The sequence below is a fragment of the Actinacidiphila glaucinigra genome, from assembly GCF_035918135.1.
GTDB classification, from domain to species: domain Bacteria; phylum Actinomycetota; class Actinomycetes; order Streptomycetales; family Streptomycetaceae; genus Actinacidiphila; species Actinacidiphila glaucinigra.
Genome location: NZ_CP109144.1, coordinates 5,944,558 through 5,962,864, shown reverse-complemented (window position 1 = coordinate 5,962,864; position 18,307 = coordinate 5,944,558). Strand labels below are relative to the sequence as shown.

Sequence of the window (18,307 nt, the reverse complement as noted above, 5' to 3'; positions counted from 1 at the left end):
GTGTCGGCCATGAGCCGGTAAACCGTGTGCCTGCGGCAACCATCGGACTATAGGGTCATCCGTCGTGCTGATCCGTCTCCTGCGGTCCCATCTCCTGCCCTACAGGCGTGCCGTCTCCGTGCTCGTCGTACTGCAGCTCGTGGCGACCCTCGCCATGCTCTACCTGCCCGCCCTGAACGCCGACATCATCGACGAAGGCGTCGTGAAGGGGGACACGGGCTACATCCTCAGGATCGGCGGCGTCATGCTCGCCGTGACCCTGGTCCAGCTCGCCTGCTCGGTGGGCGCCGTCTACCACGGGGCCCGCACCTCGATGGCCGTCGGCCGGGACATCCGCGCCTCGGTCTTCGACCGGGTGCAGCGCTTCTCCTCGCGCGAGGTCGGGCAGTTCGGCGCCCCCTCGCTGATCACGCGTACGACCAACGACGTCCAGCAGGTCCAGATGCTGGTGCTGATGACCTTCACGCTGATGGTCTCGGCGCCGATCATGTGCTTCGGCGGCATCATCATGGCGCTCGGCCAGGACGTGCCGCTGTCCTCTCTGCTGCTGGCGGTGGTGCCGGTGCTGGGCGTGCTGGTGCTGCTGCTGGTTCGCAGTCTGCGCCCGCTCTTCCGCTCCATGCAGGAGCGGCTCGACACGGTGAACCGGGTGCTGCGCGAGCAGATCACCGGCATCCGGGTCATCCGCGCCTTCGTCAAGGACGACTTCGAGCAGGACCGGTTCCGCAAGGCCAACGACGACCTGACGGACGTCGCGCTGCGCGCCGGGCGGATGATGACGCTGATGTTCCCGGTCGCGATGGCCGTCGTGAACGTCACGAGCGTGGCCGTGCTGTGGTTCGGCGCCCACCGGATCGACAGCGGCGGCATGCAGATCGGCGCGCTGACCGCCTTCATCAGCTACCTGATGCAGATCCTGATGTCGATCATGATGGCCACCTTCATGGTGATGATGGTGCCGCGCGCCGAGGTGTGCGCCGAGCGCATCGAGGAGGTGCTCGGCACCGACCCCAGCGTCGTCCCGCCCGCCGCGCCGGTGCGGCTGACGGCACGGCACGGCGAGCTGGAACTGCGCGCCGCGGAATTCGCGTACCCCGGGGCCGAGGCCGAGGTGCTGCGCGGTGTCGACCTGATCGCCCGGCCCGGTGAGACCACGGCGGTGATCGGCTCCACCGGCAGCGGCAAGACGACCCTGCTCGGGCTGGTGCCGCGGCTGTTCGACGCCACCGGCGGCCGGGTGCTGATCGACGGCACGGACGTCCGCGAACTGGACGCGGCGCAGCTGGCCGAGACGGTCGCCCTGGTCCCGCAGAAGCCGTACCTGTTCTCCGGGACGGTCGCCTCCAACCTGCGCTACGGCAACCCCGAGGCCACCGACGAGGACCTGTGGCACGCCCTGGAGATCGCGCAGGCCAGGGACTTCGTGGAACGGCTCGCGCCGGAGGACGGCGGCTCCGGACTCGACGCCCCGATCGCGCAGGGCGGCACCAACGTCTCCGGCGGCCAGCGCCAGCGCCTCGCCATCGCACGGGCCCTGGTGCGCAAGCCCGGCATCTACCTCTTCGACGACTCCTTCTCCGCACTGGACTACGCCACCGACGCCGCGCTGCGCCGGGCGCTGGGCCGGGAGACGGCGGACGCGACGGTCGTGATCGTCGCGCAGCGGGTCAGCACCATCCGCGACGCCGACCGGATCGTGGTCCTCGACGAGGGCCGCGTGGTGGGCACCGGCACCCACCGCGAACTGATGGACGGCAATCCCACGTACCGGGAGATCGTGCTCTCCCAGCTCACCGAGCAGGAGGCGGCATGAGCGTCCCCGCGCCCCGCAGGGGGCCCGCACCCACGGCGGGGCCGATGCGGTTCATGGGCGGCCAGCCCACCGAGCGGTCCATGGACTTCAAGGGCTCCGGCAAGCGGCTGCTGGGGCTGATGCGTCCCGAACGCGCCCTGGTCGTCGCCATGCTGGCCTGTACGACACTGGGCGTCACCCTCAACGTCATCGGCCCGAGGGTCCTCGGCAAGGCCACCGACCTGATCTTCGCCGGGGTCCTCGGCCGTTCGCTGCCGGCCGGCACCGACAAGGCCGGGGCCATCGAGCACCTCCGGCAGCAGGGCAGCGACACCCTCGCCGACCTGCTGCGGTCCGCCGACTTCACCCCGGGCGCCGGGATCGACTTCGACGCCGTGGGCCACGTGCTGCTGACCGCCCTCGCGATCTACGCGGGCGCCGCGGTCTTCGCGATCGTCCAGGGCCGGCTCGCCACCACGGTCATCCAGCGCACCGTGTTCCGGCTGCGCCAGGACGTCGAGGCGAAGCTGGCCCGGCTGCCGCTGTCGTACTTCGACCGGCAGGCACGCGGCGAGGTGCTGAGCCGGGCCACCAACGACATCGACAACATCGGCCAGACGCTGCAGCAGACGATGGGGCAGATCATCTTCGCGCTGCTGTCGATCGTGGGCGTGCTGGTGATGATGTTCTCGATCTCCTGGCTGCTCGCGCTGGTGGCACTGGTGACCGTGCCGCTGTCGGTGTTCGTCGCCACGGCGGTGGGCAAGCGGGCCCAGCCGCAGTTCGTGCAGCAGTGGCGGACCACCGGCAAGCTCAACGCGCACATCGAGGAGATGTACACCGGGCACACCCTGGTGAAGGTCTTCGGCCGCCAGGAGGAGTCCGCGGAGGCCTTCCGCGAGCAGAACGAGGCGCTCTACCAGTCGGGCTTCCGGGCGCAGTTCATCTCGGGCGTCATCCAGCCGGCGATGATGTTCATCGGGAACATCAACTACATCCTGGTCGCCGTGGTGGGCGGCCTGCGGGTGGCGAGCGGCGCGCTGTCCATCGGCGACGTCCAGGCGTTCATCCAGTACAGCCGGCAGTTCAGCCAGCCGCTGACCCAGGTGGCGAGCATGTCCAACCTGGTGCAGTCCGGGGTCGCCTCCGCCGAGCGGGTCTTCGAACTGCTCGACGCGCAGGAGCAGAGCCCGGAGCCGAAGACGCTCTCGCTGCGCAAGGTGCGGCGCGGCGAGGTCCGCTTCGAGGACGTGGCGTTCCGCTACGAGCCGGAGAAGCCGCTGATCGAGGACCTGTCGCTGACCGTCGAGCCGGGCCACACGGTGGCCATCGTCGGCCCCACGGGCGCGGGCAAGACCACCCTGGTCAACCTGCTCATGCGCTTCTACGAGGTCACCGGCGGCCGGATCACCCTCGACGGCACCGACATCGCGTCCATGCCGCGGGAGGAGCTGCGCTCCGGCATCGGCATGGTGCTGCAGGACACCTGGCTGTTCGGCGGCACGATCGCGGAGAACATCGCGTACGGCACCGAGGGAGCCACCCGCGAGCAGATCGAGGAGGCCGCGCGCGCCGCGCACGCGGACCGCTTCATCCGGACCCTGCCCGACGGGTACGACACCGTCATCGACGACGAGGGCACCGGCGTCAGCGCCGGCGAGAAGCAGCTGATCACCATCGCGCGGGCGTTCCTGTCCGACCCGGTGATCCTCGTCCTGGACGAGGCCACCAGCTCGGTCGACACCCGCACCGAGGTACTGATCCAGCGGGCCATGGCGCACCTCAGCCACGGGCGGACCAGCTTCGTCATCGCGCACCGACTGTCCACGATCCGTGACGCGGACGTCATCCTGGTGATGGAGAGCGGCGACATCGTCGAACAGGGCACGCACGAGGAGCTGCTGGCCGGAGACGGTGCCTACGCCCGGTTGTACGCGGCGCAGTTCGCGCAGGCGGTGGCGGAGGTCGACTGACCGTCGGCGCCGCCGCGACACGAGCCCCCGCCGGCCCGGCCGGCGGGGGCTCCCGCGTCCTCAGTCGAGATAGCCGCGCAACTGGTCGGCGAAGGCGTGGTCACGCAGCTTGTTGAGGGTCTTGGACTCGATCTGCCGGATGCGCTCGCGGGTGACGCCGAAGATCCGGCCGATCTCCTCCAGGGTGCGCGGGCGCCCGTCGGCCAGGCCGTAGCGCAGCTGGACGACCTTGCGCTCGCGCTCACCGAGGGTGGACAGCACCGCCTCCAGGTGCTCGCGCAGCAGCAGGAAGGACGCGGACTCCACGGGCGAGGCGGCGTCGCCGTCCTCGATGAGGTCGCCGAGGGCGACGTCCTCCTCCTCACCCACCGGGGCGTGCAGGCTCACCGGTTCCTGCGCCAGGCGCAGCACCTCGCTCACCCGCTCCGGGGAGATCTCCAGGTGGGCGCCGACCTCTTCGGTGGTGGGCTCGTAACCGCGTTCCTGCAGCAGGCGGCGCTGGACGCGGACGACGCGGTTGATCAGCTCCACGACGTGGACCGGGACCCGGATCGTGCGGGCCTGGTCGGCCAGGGCGCGGCTCATGGCCTGGCGGATCCACCAGGTCGCGTAGGTCGAGAACTTGTAGCCCCGGGCGTAGTCGAACTTCTCCACGGCGCGGATCAGCCCGAGGTTGCCCTCCTGCACCAGGTCCAGCATGGTCAGGCCGCGGCCCACGTAGCGCTTGGCGACGGAGACGACCAGGCGCAGATTGGCCTCGATCAGGCGGCGCTTGGCCATCCGGCCGAGCACGACCAGACGGTCGAGGTCGACGGCGAGCCGGGAGTCGGGGTCCTGGGTGCCGTTCAGCTTCTCCTCGGCGAAGAGGCCCGCCTCGACGCGCCGGGCGAGCTCGACCTCCTCCTCGGCGGTGAGCAGCGGTATCCGGCCGATCTCGCGCAGGTACTGGCGGAACAGGTCGGCGGACGGGCCGGCGACCTCGTCGCCGGCCCGCCGTACCGGTCCCGGGTCGGGATCGGACTCGGGGTCGGGGTCGGGGTCGGAGCCCGCCTCGGCCTGCGCCTGCGCCTCCGCCTCGTCGGGTTCCCCGGCCGGTTCCTCGGGGTGCACGGCCGCGTGGTTCTGCTCCGGCACGCGCTCCAGCAGGTCGTCGGCAGGGGCCGCCGGGGGCCTCAGGGTCTGGATGTGCACGGGAGCGACCTCCACGGTGAGCGCAGCCACGGGCTCGGAGACGCGCGCCGACGGAACGGTCACGGCGCCCTCGCCGCGGCCCGTCCGGGAGTTCGCCGTCAGCGGTACCGCGGTGGCGTCACCATCGACACCGCTCGGCAGTCCGCGCTCCGAGGACTCTTGCACCGCCCCCAGTGTGGCGTACGGCACACCGTGCCCACGAGGGTCGTGCGCCGCTTTTTTGTGACGGAGGGCAACCCCCTCGTCACGCCCGTGTTCCCGTCCGTTCCCGTCCGTTCCCGGGCCGGACGGCCCTGCGCGGCCCGGCTCAGAGGGCGGCGGCGCCCTCGACGCGCAGGCGCTGGCCGTACTGCTGCAGCGCCCACAGCTCGCCCTGGACGGCCGAGAGCTGGGCCTCGTCCGCGCGGTGGCCGAGCCGGGCGAGGGAGGCGCGGACCTCGGCGACGCGGCGGTCGACCGCGAGCAGGCGGACCCGGACGAGGACCTCGCCCGCGTAGATGTCGGGGGCCTTGTGCATCACGGCCTCGACGGCGAGTTCCGTCACCATGCTGCGGACCGTGTCGTCCGGCGCGACGTCACGGACGCGGGCCAGATACCCGGCGTCGGCGGACTCCGCGCCGCCCGCCTCGGTGATGGCGCGGCGCACGGCGACGTACGGCGGGGCGGTGAACTCGTCCTCCCCGTAGGCGTCGAAGACCGGGGAGACCAGCCCGGGGTGCTGCAGGGCCAGCTTGAGCAGCTCGCGCTCGACGCGGTGCGCCGGGCTGCGCAGGTCCAGCCGGGGGCCGCTCGGCACGGGAGGACCGGCCGGACCGGCGGGAGCCGCCTGGTGCCCCTGCGGCGGGCCGTTGCGGGGCCCCTGGCCCGACGGGCCGCCGGACTGGCGGCGTTCGCGCTGCCAGCGGGCGAGCTGGGCGACCCGGCGCACCACGAACTGCGAGTCGAGGATGCCGAGCATGCCGGCGAGCTGCACCGCGTACTCGTGCTGGATGGCCGCGTTCTTGATGCCCGCCACGATGGGCGCGCCCGCCTCCAGCGCGGAGGCCCGGCCCTCGGCGGTGTCGAGGTTGTAGCGGGCGACGACCGACCGCAGCGCGAAGGCGAACAGGGGCGTGCGGGTGTCCACCAGCCGCTGCACGGCCGCGTCGCCCTCCGCCAGGCGCAGATCGCACGGGTCCATGCCGCCGGGGGTGATGGCGATGGAGGTCTCGGCGGCGAACTTCTGGTCGTCCTCGAAGGCGCGCAGGGCGGCCTTCTGGCCGGCCGCGTCGCCGTCGAAGGTGAAGACGACCTCGGCGTTGGAGTTGTCCATCAGCAGCCGGCGCAGGATCTTGATGTGATCGCCGCCGAAGGCGGTGCCGCAGGTCGCGATGGCGGTGGTGACACCCGCGAGATGGCACGCCATGACGTCGGTGTAACCCTCGACGACGACGGCCCGGCTGGTGCGGGCGATCTCCTTCTTCGCCAGGTCGATGCCGTACAGCACCTGCGACTTCTTGTAGATCGGCGTCTCGGGGGTGTTGAGGTACTTCGGGCCCTGGTCGTCCTCGCGCAGCTTGCGGGCGCCGAAGCCGATCACCTCGCCGGTGATGTCGCGGATCGGCCAGATCAGCCGGCCGCGGAAGCGGTCGATGGCGCCGCCGCGGCGGCTCTCGCTGGCCAGCCCGGAGACGATCAGCTCGCGATCGGTGAAGCCCTTGCCGCGCAGGAAGCGGACGAGGTGGTCCCAGCCCGCCGGGGCGTAGCCCACGCCGAAGTGCTCGGCGGCGGCCTGGTCGAATCCGCGCTCGGCGAGGAACTTCCGGCCGATCTCGGCCTCGGCGCCGCCCAGCTGCTCGACGTAGAACTGCGCGGCCACCTTGTGGGCCTCGATCAGCCGGATCCGCTCGCCCTGCTGGCGGCCCGGGGTGTAGCCGCCCTCCTCGTACCGCAGTGTGATGCCCGCCACGGCGGCGAGCCTCTCGACGGCCTCGGAGAAGGACAGGTGGTCGACCTTCATCACGAAGTCGAGGGTGTCGCCGCCCTCCTGGCAGCCGAAGCAGTGGTAGAGCCCCTTGCTCGGGCTCACGTGGAAGGAGGGGGACTTCTCGTCGTGGAAAGGGCACAGGCCCTTCAGGTTGCCGCCGCCCGCGTTCCTGAGCTGGAGGTACTCGGACACGACGGCGTCGATCGGGACCGCGTCCCGCACCGTCTTGACGTCCTCGTCCCTGATCCGCCCAGCCACACAGGGAGTCTACGGCGCGGGCCGCGGAAGGTCAGACCGGCTTGGCGACGAAGAGGAAGTGGGGCCCGGCCGGCTCCAGCACGAACTCCTCCCCCACCACCGTGAAGCCCTGCCCCTCCCAGAAGCCGCGGGCCGAGGTGCGGCCGTTGCACCACACCAGCTCGGCACCGCGCTGCCGGGCCTGCTCCAGCGCGGCATGCAGCAGCGCCGCCCCGTAGCCGCGGCCGCGGACCTCGGGGGCGCTGGCCATGCCGCGGATCCGGTACGCGATCGCGGTGTCGCCGGGCAGTTGCTCAGGGAAGAGCGTGACGCACGCCACGACCTCGTCGCCGCCGTCGCCGTAGGCCGCCATGTGGAAGGCGAGCGGGTGACCGTCCTCCAGGAAGACCGCCGACACCCGGGGGAGCCCCGGCCGCAGGACCCTCCAGCGCAGATCGAAGATCTCCTCGACGGGTACGACGGCGGTCCTGGGCTCCATGGCAGCCATGCTAGGTGGTCACTCCCGCGCTCACTCCAGCAGGGAGGCCAGCGGCACCGTGGGGTCGGCCAGCGCGTCGGTGTCGACCTGGCGGCCCGAACGGATCAGCTTCTGGATGGTGTCGGTCACGTCCCACACGTTGACGTTCATCCCGGCCAGCACCCGGCCCTCGCGCAGCCAGAAGGCGATGAACTGCCGCTTGCCCATGTCGCCCCGGGCCAGGACCTGGTCGTAGGTGCCGGGGGCGGCGTGCCCGGAGAACTCCATGCCCAGGTCGTACTGGTCGGTGAAGAAGTACGGGACCCGGTCGTACAGCACGTCCTTGCCCAGCATGGCGCGCGCCGCCACGGGCCCGCTGTTGAGCGCGTTCGCCCAGTGCTCGACCCGCAACCGGCCGCCCAGCAGCGGGTGTTCGGCGTTGGCGACGTCTCCGGCGGCGAAGACGTCGGGGTCGGAGGTGCGCAGCGAGGCGTCCACCGCGATGCCGCCGCCGGCGGCCCGGTCGGCGAGGGCGAGTCCGGCGGCCTCGGCGAGCGCGGTGCGCGGGGCGGCGCCGATCGCGGCGAGCACCTGGTGGGCGGGGTGCTCCTCGCCGTCGTCGGTGAGCACCGACATCACCATGCCGTCCTGGCCGGTGATCTCGGTGAGCCGCGCTCCGAAGTGGAAGCGCACACCGTGCTCGCGGTGCAGGTCGGCGAAGACCTCGCCGAGTTCCGGGCCGAGCACGGAGTGCAACGGGCACGGCTGCGGCTCGACGACCGTGACCTCGACGCCGTAGCCGCGGGCGGCCGCCGCCACCTCCAGGCCGATCCAGCCCGCTCCCGCGATGACCAGGTGGCCGTTCTCGCGCCCGAGCGAGGTCAGCACGTTCTTCAGCCGCTCGGCGTGCGCGAGGCGGCGCAGGTGGTGCACCCCGACCAGGTCGGTGCCGGGGATGTCCAGCCGGCGCGGCTCGGCACCGGTGGTCAGCAGCAGCCTGTCGTACGGGATGGCGGTGCCGTCGCCCAGGGTGATCCGCCGGGCGACCCGGTCGAGGCCGGTGACCGGCTGGCCGAGGTGGAGTTCGACGTCGTGCTCGGCGTACCAGGCGGCGGGATGGACGAAGACCGAGTCGCGCTCCTCGTTGCCCAGCAGGAAGCCCTTGGAGAGCGCGGGTCGCTCGTAGGGGTGGTCGCGTTCGTCCCCGATCAGTATCACGCGGCCGGTGAAGCCCTCGGAGCGCAGCGTCTCCGCCGCTTTCGCCCCGGCGAGCCCCGCCCCGACGATGACGAATGTGTGGTCTGCGTCCACCACTGTGCGCCTCCCTGGTGTCCTCGGGTGCCCCGCGGCCCTCCCTCTGGCAATTGCCAGTCATGTGAGCGTCCCGCACGCCGGGGCCGACGTGAAGAGTGCCGCGCCGACCGGGAACGGGGGCGGCGCCGCGCACGGGGGCGGGCGGGGGCCCGCCGGGGGCTCACCGGGAGGTGCTGAGCCGGGCGTGCAGGGCGGTCGCGGCGGCGTCGGTCAGCGAGGCGATCTGGTCGACGACGGCCCGCTGCCGGGCCCGGTCGTCCTTGGCCGCGTCGAAGATGCCGCGGAACTGCGGGTCCAGCCCCTCCGGCGCCCGGGCCAGCAGGGCCTCGGCGAGCTCCCCGATGACCACCCGCTGCTGGGCGCGCCGCCGCTCCTGCGCCTCGCGCTGCATGACGTACCGGTCGGCGACCGCCTTCAGGACGGCGCACTCCAGCCTCTGGTCGCGCGGGACGACCAGCTGGGCGCGGTGGCGGGTGAGCCGGCCGGTGCCGTAGGCGTCCCTGGTGGCGCGCTCCGCGGCCAGGCAGAAGCGGCCGATCAGCTGCGAGGTGGCGTCCTTCAGGCGGGCCTGGGCGATCGCGGAGCCGTCGTAGCCGTGCGGCCACCACTCCATGTCCAGCAGCCGGTCCAGTGCCTCGGCGAGCTCGTCCTCGGCCGCCCCGGGGGCGTAGCGGCCGGCGGCGACGGCGAAGATCTCGCGGCGCTCGGGCTCCGCGAGCAGCACCGCCGGGTCCAGGTGGCCGGCGTGCAGCCCGTCCTCGACGTCGTGGACGGAGTACGCCACGTCGTCGGCCCAGTCCATGACCTGCGCCTCGAAGCACTGCACGTACGGGCGGTCGGCGGGGGCGGTGCGGCGCAGCCACTCGAAGACCGGCAGGTCGTCCTCGTACACGCCGAATTTCGGGCTGGCGGGATCGGTGGGGTGGCCGCCGCGGGGCCACGGGTACTTCGTCGCCGCGTCCAGTGCCCCCCGGGTCAGGTTGAGGCCCACGCTGACCAGGGTGCCGTCGTCGGCGTGGGCGAACCGCTTCGGCTCCAGCCGGGTCAGGATGCGCAGGCTCTGGGCGTTGCCCTCGAAGCCGCCGCAGCCGGCCGCCACCTCGGCGAGCACCATCTCCCCGTTGTGGCCGAAGGGCGGATGGCCGATGTCGTGGGCCAGGCAGGCGGTCTCCACCAGGTCCGGGTCGCAGCCGAGGGCCGCCCCGAGCTCCCGGCCGACCTGGGCGCACTCCAGGCTGTGCGTCAGACGCGTCCGCGGGCTGCTGTTGATCGCCCGGGCGTCGTCGACCGGGTCCACCACCTGCGTCTTCCCGGCCAGCCTGCGCAGTCCCGCGGAGTGCAGCATGCGGGCCCGGTCCCGCTGGAAGGACGTGCGGCCGGGCCGCTTGTCGGGCTCGGGCACATAGCGTTCGGTGTCGGCTTCGCTGTAGGGGGCGTGGTCGGCCGCCGCGGGGTGGTTCGCGTCCATACCGCGACGTTAGCGGGCGCGAGCGGATACCGGTGGCTACGCGGTGGCCGGCTGCGCCGCGGCGGCGGAACCGGCCGTGCCGGCCAGCGCCCGGTCGTAGCGGTGCAGCACCAGCGCCGCCATCGCCGGATGCGCGCCGAGCGGGGCGGCGGCGATCCACGGCGCCGCGGCGGCCGTCGCCGTCGCGAACCGGCCCGGAGCGGCGAAGCAGGACGCCACCGCGACCCGGTCCCGGCCCTCGGCCGCCAGCCGGCGCACCGCCGTGGCGACGTCCGGCCCCGCCGACGCGTACGCGGGCACCACCGGGACGTCGCCGCCCAGCCGCGCCCGCAGCAGGGCTGCCGTCGCCTGCGTGTCGCGGGCCGACCGCGGGTTCCGGGACCCGGCGGCGGCCAGCACGACCCCGGCACGCCGGGCGGCCCGCCCGGAGCCGGTGCGGCGCCAGCCCGCCTCGGCCAGCCGGTCGTACAGCGCCTCCGCGAGCAGCGGGTGCGGCCCGAGCGGCGCCGCGACCCGTCCGCGCAGGTGCGGGGCCCGGGCCAGCGCCCCGGGGACGTCCCGTGCGACGTGGTGGCCGCGGGTCAGCATCAGCGGCACCAGGACCACCTCGCCGCTCAGGGCGGCGAGGGCGTCGTCCAGCGGCGGCTCGTCGATCTCGATGTGGCCCAGCCGCACGGCCAGCCCCGGGCGCAGGTCCCTGATGCGGTCCAGCAGGGCGTGCGCGGTGCGCAGCGCCTCCGGGTCCCGGCTGCCGTGCGCGACGGCGACCAGCACCGGGGGGCGCGGGGGCGCGGAGCTCAGGGTCACCCGGGAGAGCCGGCTGCTGAGCTGCGCGGTGATCCGGGACATGAGCTGTGCCGTGCTGTCGAAGTGGTCCGGTCCTGGCGCGCCGTGCGGCGCGGGCTGCTCGGCCGTCATGGACCGAGTGTCGCGAGCGGCGGTTGCCGGGCCGTTGCACCGACGTCACGACTGGTTTCCGCCGCTTCACACGTCGTGCGCACCGGTGTGAGGGCGTACGCGGGTCAGCGGTGCTTCCAGTCGCCGCCGGCGATGGGGCGGCCCTTCTCGCGCAGCTCCCGCTCGTGGTCCGCGGCCGCCAGGTACACCCAGGCGGGCAGCGTCTGCCCGGAGTAGGTACGCACGTCGCGGACGACCCGCTCGTACAGGTTCCCGGGCGCCCCCGGGCTGTACTCCTCCAGACGGTCGAGGTCCGACAGCACCTCCTGGTACAGGTCCTCGGCCGGATGGATCACGTCGCCGTGGACGCGGCCGCGCCCGTCGGCCACGGCGTACGGGTAGCCCGGGCCGTCGAAGAGCAGCGCGCCGTGCAGCACCGCGGGCGTCTCGGACGTCGTCCGGCCCCGCAGCAGCCAGGAGTGGTTGATCTCGCCGGGCCGCAGGGTCCCGTACACGAAGAACGGGAGGCGGGAATGGTCGTCACGCATCAACTTCATGGAACCGCACGGACGTGCGGGACGTCGACTCGGACGTGGAACGAAGCCTGAACCGGAAGACGCCGGGATCGCGGGTGGCGGCCGTCGTGCGGCGGCTGCGACGGCTGCCGCGCTCCAGGCGGGGATGGCGGCACCTGCTGTGGGCCGCCGTGGCGCTGGGAGTGTTGGCGCTGCTGCCCGCGACGTGGCTCCAGGTCACGGCGGACGACCGGGTCCGCACGGTCGCGGACGCCCCCGCGGAGCCCGTCGCCGTCGTCTTCGGCGCGGGCCTGTGGAACGGCGAGCCCTCCCCCTACCTGGCCCACCGCCTCGACGCGGCGGCCGAACTGTGGGCGGCGGGCAAGGTGCGGGCGGTCCTCGTCACGGGCGACAACAGCCGCACCGACTACGACGAGCCCACCGCGATGCGCGACTACCTGGCCGCGCACGGGGTGCCCCGGGACAAGGTCGTCCTCGACTACGCCGGCTTCGACACGTGGGACTCCTGCGCCCGCGCCCGGCGCGTCTTCGGCGTCGACCGGGCGCTACTGGTGAGCCAGGGCTTCCACATACGGCGGGCGCTGGCGTTGTGCGAGGCCGCCGGGATCGAGGCGTACGGGGTCGGGGTCGACGAGCGGCACGACGCCACCTGGTACTACGGCGGCACCCGCGAGGTCGCGGGAGCCGTGAAGGCCGCCTTCGACGCGGCGTTCACCCCCGACCCCCGTTTCCTCGGCCCCCGCGAGGGTGGGGTCGGGCGCGCCCTGGGGTGACCTTCCCGGGGGGCGCCCCGGTGTGTGCGGTGCCCCTCGCGGCGCGTTGTCGTGTCCGAGTGCGTTCTGTGGGGCCCGGTGGTTGTGTGCGGGTCCGTTGTGGTTGCGGTTGCGGTTTCTCCCCCGCCCTCCCTCCCTCCCCCAGCCTTCGGCCGGGGGGACCCCCATCCCGGATGGTTGGTGCGGGCCTCGCGCGGTTCGTGGTGGGCCGGGGGCGGGGCCTCCAGGGCTGGGCATTCTGTACCGCATATTTATGTGCATGACGGGCGGTCCAGGCAGGTGCCGTCTGTGCCGCACAACAAATACACGTCAGCGTCCAGAACGCCCACCCCTACGACCCCGCCCCCTGCGTATCAGGGGGCGACCAACGGCCGGTGGGGGGTGATGGGGGGCGGCCCCTCCCCGCACGGTTGGGAGCTGCCCTCAGCGGGGGGTCTCTTGGCCGCAGGCCGAGCAAGGGTGCACGCACCCGTGGCCGGGGGCGGCACCTCCCACGGGACGACTGACGCACCTCGCCCACCGGCGCTCCAGGGCTTTGCCTATGTCACGGCGATGCCGAAGGCCGCCAGGCGGCAGATCACGACGAGCCCCGATGCGGGGACGCACCCTGACCTCCGGCGGGCGGCCGACCCGCAACCAGGTTCAGTCTTGGAACCACACCGAATCAGGCCGCCCCCTGGCCGAAGGCGGAAAGCGCGGGAACACGCACACAACAACAGGCCTCTCACCTCAGCGCCCGCGCGCCCTACCGCCGGCATCGGCCCGAGCACCCGATCGTGCCGGAGCCAGCGCGGGCCTCAGCCACCACCCCCATGGCCGTGGGCGTTCGGTAAGACGCGTGCGGCAACCCCGGACCGCCTCACCCCCCTCCGGCCGTCAGTCGCTCACGGATACGGAGGGGGCGGGGTCGTAGGGGTGGATGTTCTGGACGCTGCGGGATATTTGTGTGCGGCATCCGGGGCACAACAAGTACCGCCCGCCATGCACGTAAATAACCCAGTCCAGGACGTGCAGCCCCGGAGGCCCCGCCCCCGGCCCACCACGCACCCTGCAAGGCGTTCACTGACCGCGCCGGATGGGGGTCCCCCCGGCCGAAGGCTAGGGGAGGGCGGGAGGGCGGGGGACAGCCCGCCGCAGGCGCAAACAACCCGCACACGACAACCGGCCGCAAGGGGCACCGCAACCGCAACGCACCCGCACACAACCACCGGGCAGCCCGGCGCAGCCGCCCGCAGGCGCAAACGACCCGCACACAACAACCGGCCGCAAGGGGCACCGCAACCGCAACGCACCCGCACACAACCACCGGGCAGCCCGGCGCAGCCGCCCGCAAGCGCAAACGACCCGCACACAACAACCGGCCGCAAGGAGGCGGCCGCAGCGCCTCACACCCCGCACAGCCCCGCAGGGAGCGCACCGTGCGCCCGCCGTAACGCCCACGCGCGCGCCGCGAAACACCGGCGCCGCATCGTGGACGGCATGAGCGCGAGCGCAGGCGGAACCGTCGACACCCACTGCCCCTACTGCGCCCTGCAGTGCGGAATGGGCCTGGTCCGCACCGCGGCAGGCGCCCTGGACGTCGTGGAGCGCGACTTCCCCGTGAACAAGGGCGCCCTGTGCGGCAAGGGACGCACCGCGCCCGCCGTGCTGTCCCCTCAGGCGCGTCTGGCCGGGCCCCTGGTCAGGAACCGCGCCTCCGGGCGGCTGGAGCCTGCCCCCTGGGGGGACGCCCTGGACCGGGTCGCGGAAGGCCTGCTCCGGGTGCGGGCCGCCCACGGCCCGGACGCCGTCGGCGTCTTCGGCGGCGGGGGGCTGACGAACGAGAAGGCGTACGCCCTGGGCAAGTTCGCCCGCGTCGTGCTGCGGACCTCCCAGATCGACTACAACGGCCGCTTCTGCATGTCCTCCGCCGCCGCCGCGCACTCCAGGGCCTTCGGGCTGGACCGGGGCCTGCCGTTCCCGCTGGCGGACATCCCGCGGACCGGCTGCGTGATCCTGGTCGGCTCGAACCTGGCCGAGACGATGCCGCCCGCGCTGCGCTACTTCACGGAGCTGAAGGAGAACGGCGGCCGCCTGATCGTCGTGGACCCGCGCCGTACGCGCACCGCCGAGCACGCCGACCTGCACCTGCAGCCGCGTCCCGGCACCGATCTCGCCCTCGCGCTCGGCCTGCTGCACCTGGTGGTCGCGGAGGGCCGCGTGGACGAGGACTTCGTCGCGGAGCGGACGACGGGCTGGCCGGAGGCGCGCGCCGCGGCGATGACGCTCTGGCCCGAGCTGGTCGAGCGGATCACGGGGGTGCCGGTGCCGAGGCTCCGTGAGGCGGTGGAGATGTTCTGCGGCGTGCCGGAGGCGATGGTGCTGACCGCGCGGGGCCCGGAGCAGCAGTCGAAGGGCACGGACACGGTGAGCGCGTGGATCAACCTGTGCCTGGCGACGGGCCGCGCGGGGCGGCCGCTGTCGGGGTACGGCTGCCTCACGGGGCAGGGCAACGGCCAGGGCGGCCGGGAGCACGGCCAGAAGGCCGACCAGCTGCCGGGCTACCGCAGGCTCGACGACCCGGCGGCCCGCGCCCACGTGGCCGGGGTGTGGGGGGTCGACCCGGACGACCTGCCGGGGCCGGGGCGCAGCGCGTACGAGCTGCTGGACGCGCTGGGCCGGGATGTGAAGGGCCTGCTGCTGATGGGCTCCAACCCGGTGGTCTCCGCGCCGCGGGCGGCGCACGTCACGGAGCGCATCGCGGCGCTGGACTTCCTCGCCGTGTGCGACGTGGTGCTGTCGGAGACGGCGGCGATGGCCGACGTGGTGCTGCCGGTGACGCAGTGGGCCGAGGAGACGGGCACCACGACGAACCTGGAGGGCAGGGTGCTGCTGCGGCGCAGGGCCGTGGACCCGCCGGAGGGCGTGCGCAGCGACCTGTACGTGCTGAACGGGCTGGCCTCGCGGCTGGGCCGGGAGAAGGGCTTCCCTGCCGACCCGGAGGAGGTCTTCGACGAGCTGCGCCGCGCGTCGGCGGGCGGGCCCGCGGACTACTCGGGGATCACCTACCGCCGGATCGAGGCGGAGGACGGCGTGTTCTGGCCGTGCCCGGAACCGGCGGCCGGGGAGGCCGCCGCGCACCCGGGCACGCCCCGGCTGTTCCTCGACCGTTTCGCGACGCCGGACGGCCGGGCCAAGTTCGTGCCGGTGCTGCACCGGCCCGCGGCCGAGGAGCCGGACGGGGACTTCCCGCTGTACCTGACGACCGGCCGCGTGCTGGCGCAGTACCAGTCGGGCGCCCAGACGCGGCGGGTGGCGGAGCTGAACGCCGCCGCGCCCGGTCCGTTCGTACAGCTCCACCCGCGTCTGGCCGAGCGCATCGGTGTCGCCGAGGGCGACCCGGTCGCCGTCACGTCCCGCCGGGGCCGCGCGGTGGCGCCGGCCCGGGTGGACCGCGCCATCCGTCCGGACACGGTCTTCATGCCCTTCCACTGGGCGGGCGAGGGCCGGGCGAACACCCTCACCAATCCGGCGCTCGACCCGACGTCCCGCATGCCGGAGTTCAAGGTGTGCGCGGTCCGCGTCGAGCGGGCGCAGCCGCGGACCGTCGACGTCTGATATCAACCCGGAGGCGATCATGGCACGCACGGTCATCGATCTGGACGACGCGATGCTCGCCCAAGCCCAACGGCAGCTCGGCACCAGGACGAAGCGCGAGACGATCAACCTGGCCCTGTCGATAGCGGCCGGGACGAGCGCCGACGACCGTGCCCGCGGTCTCGCGTGGCTCCAGGAGCGCGCCGAGGACGTCCTGGACTTCGACTACCTGGCGGAGCAGGAGCGCGGCGGCCGATGAGCTACCTCGCCGACACCTCGGCGATGCGGCGCCTGTTGCGGCGGCAGATCCCCGAGCCGTGGCCCACGCATGTGGCCCGGGGGCTGGTCGCCATGTGCCCGCCGGTCGAAGCCGAGTTGATGACCGGTGTGCGCTCCGATCGCGAGTACGAGCCGTTTCTCGCCGTACTCCGCCGGACCTTCGGCCGGTGCCCGGCGCTCGACGATCCCTGGCGCCGGATCCACGCCGTGCAGCGTGATCTGATCGCCATCGGGCACCACAGGGGCCCGTCGCCCGTGGACATCCTCATCGCGCTGACCGCGGAGGCCCACGGCCTGACCCTGATCCACGCCGATCAGGACTTCGCGTCGGTGGCCGAGGTCCGGCCCGGTATCGCCATGATCAGGGTCGACCGGCCGTAGCCGGATGCCGCTTCGGGCTCACAGCCGGGCCGGTCCGGCGCTGAGGGCACTGTTCCCCGGGGGAAACGACGGGGATCCGGCCGGGTAACAGCGGCACCGCAGGCTCGTGCCATGAGGATGGTGGTGGTCGGCGGCGGAATGGCGGGGGCGCGCCTCGCGCAGCGTCTGGCGCCCTCCGGGGCGGACGTCACGGTGGTCGGCGAGGAGCGGCACGCCCCGTACAACCGGGTGCTGCTCGCGGAGGTGCTGGCGGGCCGGTACGCGCCGGAGGCGGTCGCCCTGCCGGGGGTGCCCGGCGCGGCGGTCCGCAGGGGTGTCCGGGTGGTGCGGATCGACCGCGCCGAGCGGGCCGTGGTCTGTGACGACGGCGGCGTGCTGCGGTACGACCGGCTGGTGCTGGCGACCGGCTCCAATCCGGTGCTGCCGCCGCTGCGCGGGCTGTTCGCGGAGGACAGCGGCTCCTTCCCGGAGGGGGTGCACGCCTTCCGGACGATGGACGACTGCCTGGCGCTCTCGGCGGCGGTGCGCCCCGGGGCCCGCGCGGTGGTCGTCGGCGGCGGGCTGCTCGGGGTGTCGGCGGCGCGGGCGCTGGCGGCACGCGGGGCGCAGGTGGTGGTCGCCACCCAGGGCGAGCACCTGATGGAACGCCATCTCGACGCCTCCGCGGCCGAGTTGCTGCGCGCACATCTGGAGGGGCTGGGTGTCGAGGTGCACACCCAGTGCCGGGTGCGCGGTCTGCTGACCCGTGACGCGGACGGCGGCGCGGAGCCCTCGCGGCAGTTGCGGCTGGCCCTGGCGGCGCGCACGGGAGGCACTCCCGCCGGGGCGCGTCCGCTGACCCTGCCCCGCGGGGCGGGCGGCGAGGGCCGGGCGGCGCGTCCCGTCGTCACCGCGGTCGAACTCGCCGACGGCTACCGCCTCGGCACCGACCTGGTCGTGCTGGCCTGCGGCGTCCGGCCGCGCGTCGGGCTCGCCCAGGCGGCGGGGCTGGCGGTCGCCAGGGGGGTGGTGGTGGACGACGCGCTGCGCACCTCGGACCCGTCGGTCCACGCCATCGGCGACTGCGCCCAGCACGCCGGCGTCGTCTACGGTCTCGCGGGCCCGGCCACCGAGCAGGCGGACGCGCTGGCGGACGTCCTGACGGCCGGCCCGGCGCCGCGGTACGGCGGCACCCGTTCGCTGACCCGGCTCACCCTCAACGGCCCGGCGGCCCTGGACATCGCCTCGTTCGGCGAGACCACCCCCGCCCCGGGCGACGACGTGCTCCGGCTCGCCGACGCCACGCGCGGCGCGTACCGGAAGGTCGTCCTGCGCGGTGACCGCCTCGTCGGCGGCATCCTCCTCGGCGACCTCGGCACCGTGGGCACCCTCGCCCGCACCTGGGAGGGCGACGAGCCACTGCCCTCTCCCCCGCTCCACCTGCTCACCGACAACGGAGGGTCCTGA

At 73.6% G+C, this 18,307-nt stretch carries 14 protein-coding genes; 7 read left to right on the top strand and 7 right to left on the bottom strand.

Translation table 11 applies throughout. The annotated features are described in order from the left end of the window. The first annotated feature begins 64 nt into the window (after positions 1–64). Both OIE69_RS26730 and OIE69_RS26725 read left to right on the top strand, forming a co-directional pair. Positions 65–1,813, top strand: coding sequence for an ABC transporter ATP-binding protein (locus OIE69_RS26730; RefSeq protein ID WP_326576258.1), 1,749 nt, complete (start codon positions 65–67; stop codon positions 1,811–1,813). Then, on the top strand, positions 1,810–3,765 hold the full coding sequence (locus tag OIE69_RS26725; protein WP_326576256.1) for an ABC transporter ATP-binding protein: 1,956 nt from the start codon (positions 1,810–1,812) through the stop codon (positions 3,763–3,765). The genes OIE69_RS26730 and OIE69_RS26725 overlap by 4 nt, the downstream gene beginning before the upstream one ends. A gap of 60 nt (positions 3,766–3,825) precedes the next feature. On the opposite strand, the gene OIE69_RS26720 is transcribed toward OIE69_RS26725, so the two are convergent. From OIE69_RS26720 to OIE69_RS26690, 7 genes are all read right to left on the bottom strand, one after another. Next, complete coding sequence (locus OIE69_RS26720) at positions 3,826–5,121, bottom strand: RNA polymerase sigma factor (RefSeq protein ID WP_326576254.1); 1,296 nt, start codon at positions 5,119–5,121, stop codon at positions 3,826–3,828. A gap of 142 nt (positions 5,122–5,263) precedes the next feature. Beyond that, positions 5,264–7,180 carry a DNA primase gene (gene dnaG, locus OIE69_RS26715; protein WP_326576252.1) on the bottom strand — a complete coding sequence of 639 codons (1,917 nt, stop codon included), beginning with the start codon at positions 7,178–7,180 and terminating at the stop codon, positions 5,264–5,266. Positions 7,181–7,211: 31 nt separating this feature from the next. After that, positions 7,212–7,658 carry a GNAT family N-acetyltransferase gene (locus OIE69_RS26710; RefSeq protein ID WP_326576250.1) on the bottom strand — a complete coding sequence of 149 codons (447 nt, stop codon included), beginning with the start codon at positions 7,656–7,658 and terminating at the stop codon, positions 7,212–7,214. Positions 7,659–7,688: 30 nt separating this feature from the next. After that, positions 7,689–8,951, bottom strand: a complete 1,263-nt coding sequence (locus OIE69_RS26705; protein WP_326576248.1) for an NAD(P)/FAD-dependent oxidoreductase — start codon at positions 8,949–8,951, stop codon at positions 7,689–7,691. A gap of 160 nt (positions 8,952–9,111) precedes the next feature. Next, entirely contained in the window at positions 9,112–10,419 is a 1,308-nt protein-coding gene (locus tag OIE69_RS26700) for a deoxyguanosinetriphosphate triphosphohydrolase (RefSeq protein WP_326576246.1), read from the bottom strand. Between the two features lie 36 nt (positions 10,420–10,455). Then, complete coding sequence (locus OIE69_RS26695) at positions 10,456–11,337, bottom strand: sirohydrochlorin chelatase (RefSeq protein WP_326576244.1); 882 nt, start codon at positions 11,335–11,337, stop codon at positions 10,456–10,458. 104 nt (positions 11,338–11,441) lie between these two features. Then, complete coding sequence (locus OIE69_RS26690; RefSeq protein ID WP_326576242.1) at positions 11,442–11,864, bottom strand: gamma-glutamylcyclotransferase family protein; 423 nt, start codon at positions 11,862–11,864, stop codon at positions 11,442–11,444. A gap of 83 nt (positions 11,865–11,947) precedes the next feature. On the opposite strand from OIE69_RS26690, the gene OIE69_RS26685 reads away from it, so the two are divergent. The 5 genes from OIE69_RS26685 to OIE69_RS26665 all read left to right on the top strand — a co-directional run bounded on the left by OIE69_RS26685 (position 11,948) and on the right by OIE69_RS26665 (position 18,307). Further along, positions 11,948–12,625, top strand: coding sequence for a SanA/YdcF family protein (locus OIE69_RS26685; RefSeq protein WP_326581424.1), 678 nt, complete (start codon positions 11,948–11,950; stop codon positions 12,623–12,625). Between the two features lie 1,479 nt (positions 12,626–14,104). Then, positions 14,105–16,222: a molybdopterin oxidoreductase family protein gene (locus tag OIE69_RS26680; RefSeq protein ID WP_326576240.1), complete on the top strand. Its 2,118-nt coding sequence runs from the start codon at positions 14,105–14,107 to the stop codon at positions 16,220–16,222. Between the two features lie 19 nt (positions 16,223–16,241). Next, positions 16,242–16,460, top strand: coding sequence for a type II toxin-antitoxin system VapB family antitoxin (locus tag OIE69_RS26675; RefSeq protein ID WP_326576239.1), 219 nt, complete (start codon positions 16,242–16,244; stop codon positions 16,458–16,460). Next, positions 16,457–16,861 (top strand): PIN domain-containing protein, encoded by a 405-nt coding sequence (locus tag OIE69_RS26670; RefSeq protein ID WP_326576238.1) that lies wholly within the window; start codon positions 16,457–16,459, stop codon positions 16,859–16,861. The genes OIE69_RS26675 and OIE69_RS26670 overlap by 4 nt, the downstream gene beginning before the upstream one ends. 117 nt (positions 16,862–16,978) lie before the next feature. After that, positions 16,979–18,307 (top strand): NAD(P)/FAD-dependent oxidoreductase, encoded by a 1,329-nt coding sequence (locus tag OIE69_RS26665; protein ID WP_396571557.1) that lies wholly within the window; start codon positions 16,979–16,981, stop codon positions 18,305–18,307.

Coding starts and splice junctions, on each gene's coding strand:
- OIE69_RS26725 (WP_326576256.1), top strand. CDS start 1,810: ATGAGCGTCCCCGCGCCCCGCAGGGGGCCCGCACCCACGGCGGGGCCG.
- OIE69_RS26710 (WP_326576250.1), bottom strand. CDS start 7,658: ATGGAGCCCAGGACCGCCGTCGTACCCGTCGAGGAGATCTTCGATCTG.
- OIE69_RS26700 (WP_326576246.1), bottom strand. CDS start 10,419: ATGGACGCGAACCACCCCGCGGCGGCCGACCACGCCCCCTACAGCGAA.
- OIE69_RS26695 (WP_326576244.1), bottom strand. CDS start 11,337: ATGACGGCCGAGCAGCCCGCGCCGCACGGCGCGCCAGGACCGGACCAC.
- OIE69_RS26690 (WP_326576242.1), bottom strand. CDS start 11,864: ATGCGTGACGACCATTCCCGCCTCCCGTTCTTCGTGTACGGGACCCTG.
- OIE69_RS26680 (WP_326576240.1), top strand. CDS start 14,105: ATGAGCGCGAGCGCAGGCGGAACCGTCGACACCCACTGCCCCTACTGC.
- OIE69_RS26675 (WP_326576239.1), top strand. CDS start 16,242: ATGGCACGCACGGTCATCGATCTGGACGACGCGATGCTCGCCCAAGCC.
- OIE69_RS26670 (WP_326576238.1), top strand. CDS start 16,457: ATGAGCTACCTCGCCGACACCTCGGCGATGCGGCGCCTGTTGCGGCGG.
- OIE69_RS26665 (WP_396571557.1), top strand. CDS start 16,979: ATGGTGGTGGTCGGCGGCGGAATGGCGGGGGCGCGCCTCGCGCAGCGT.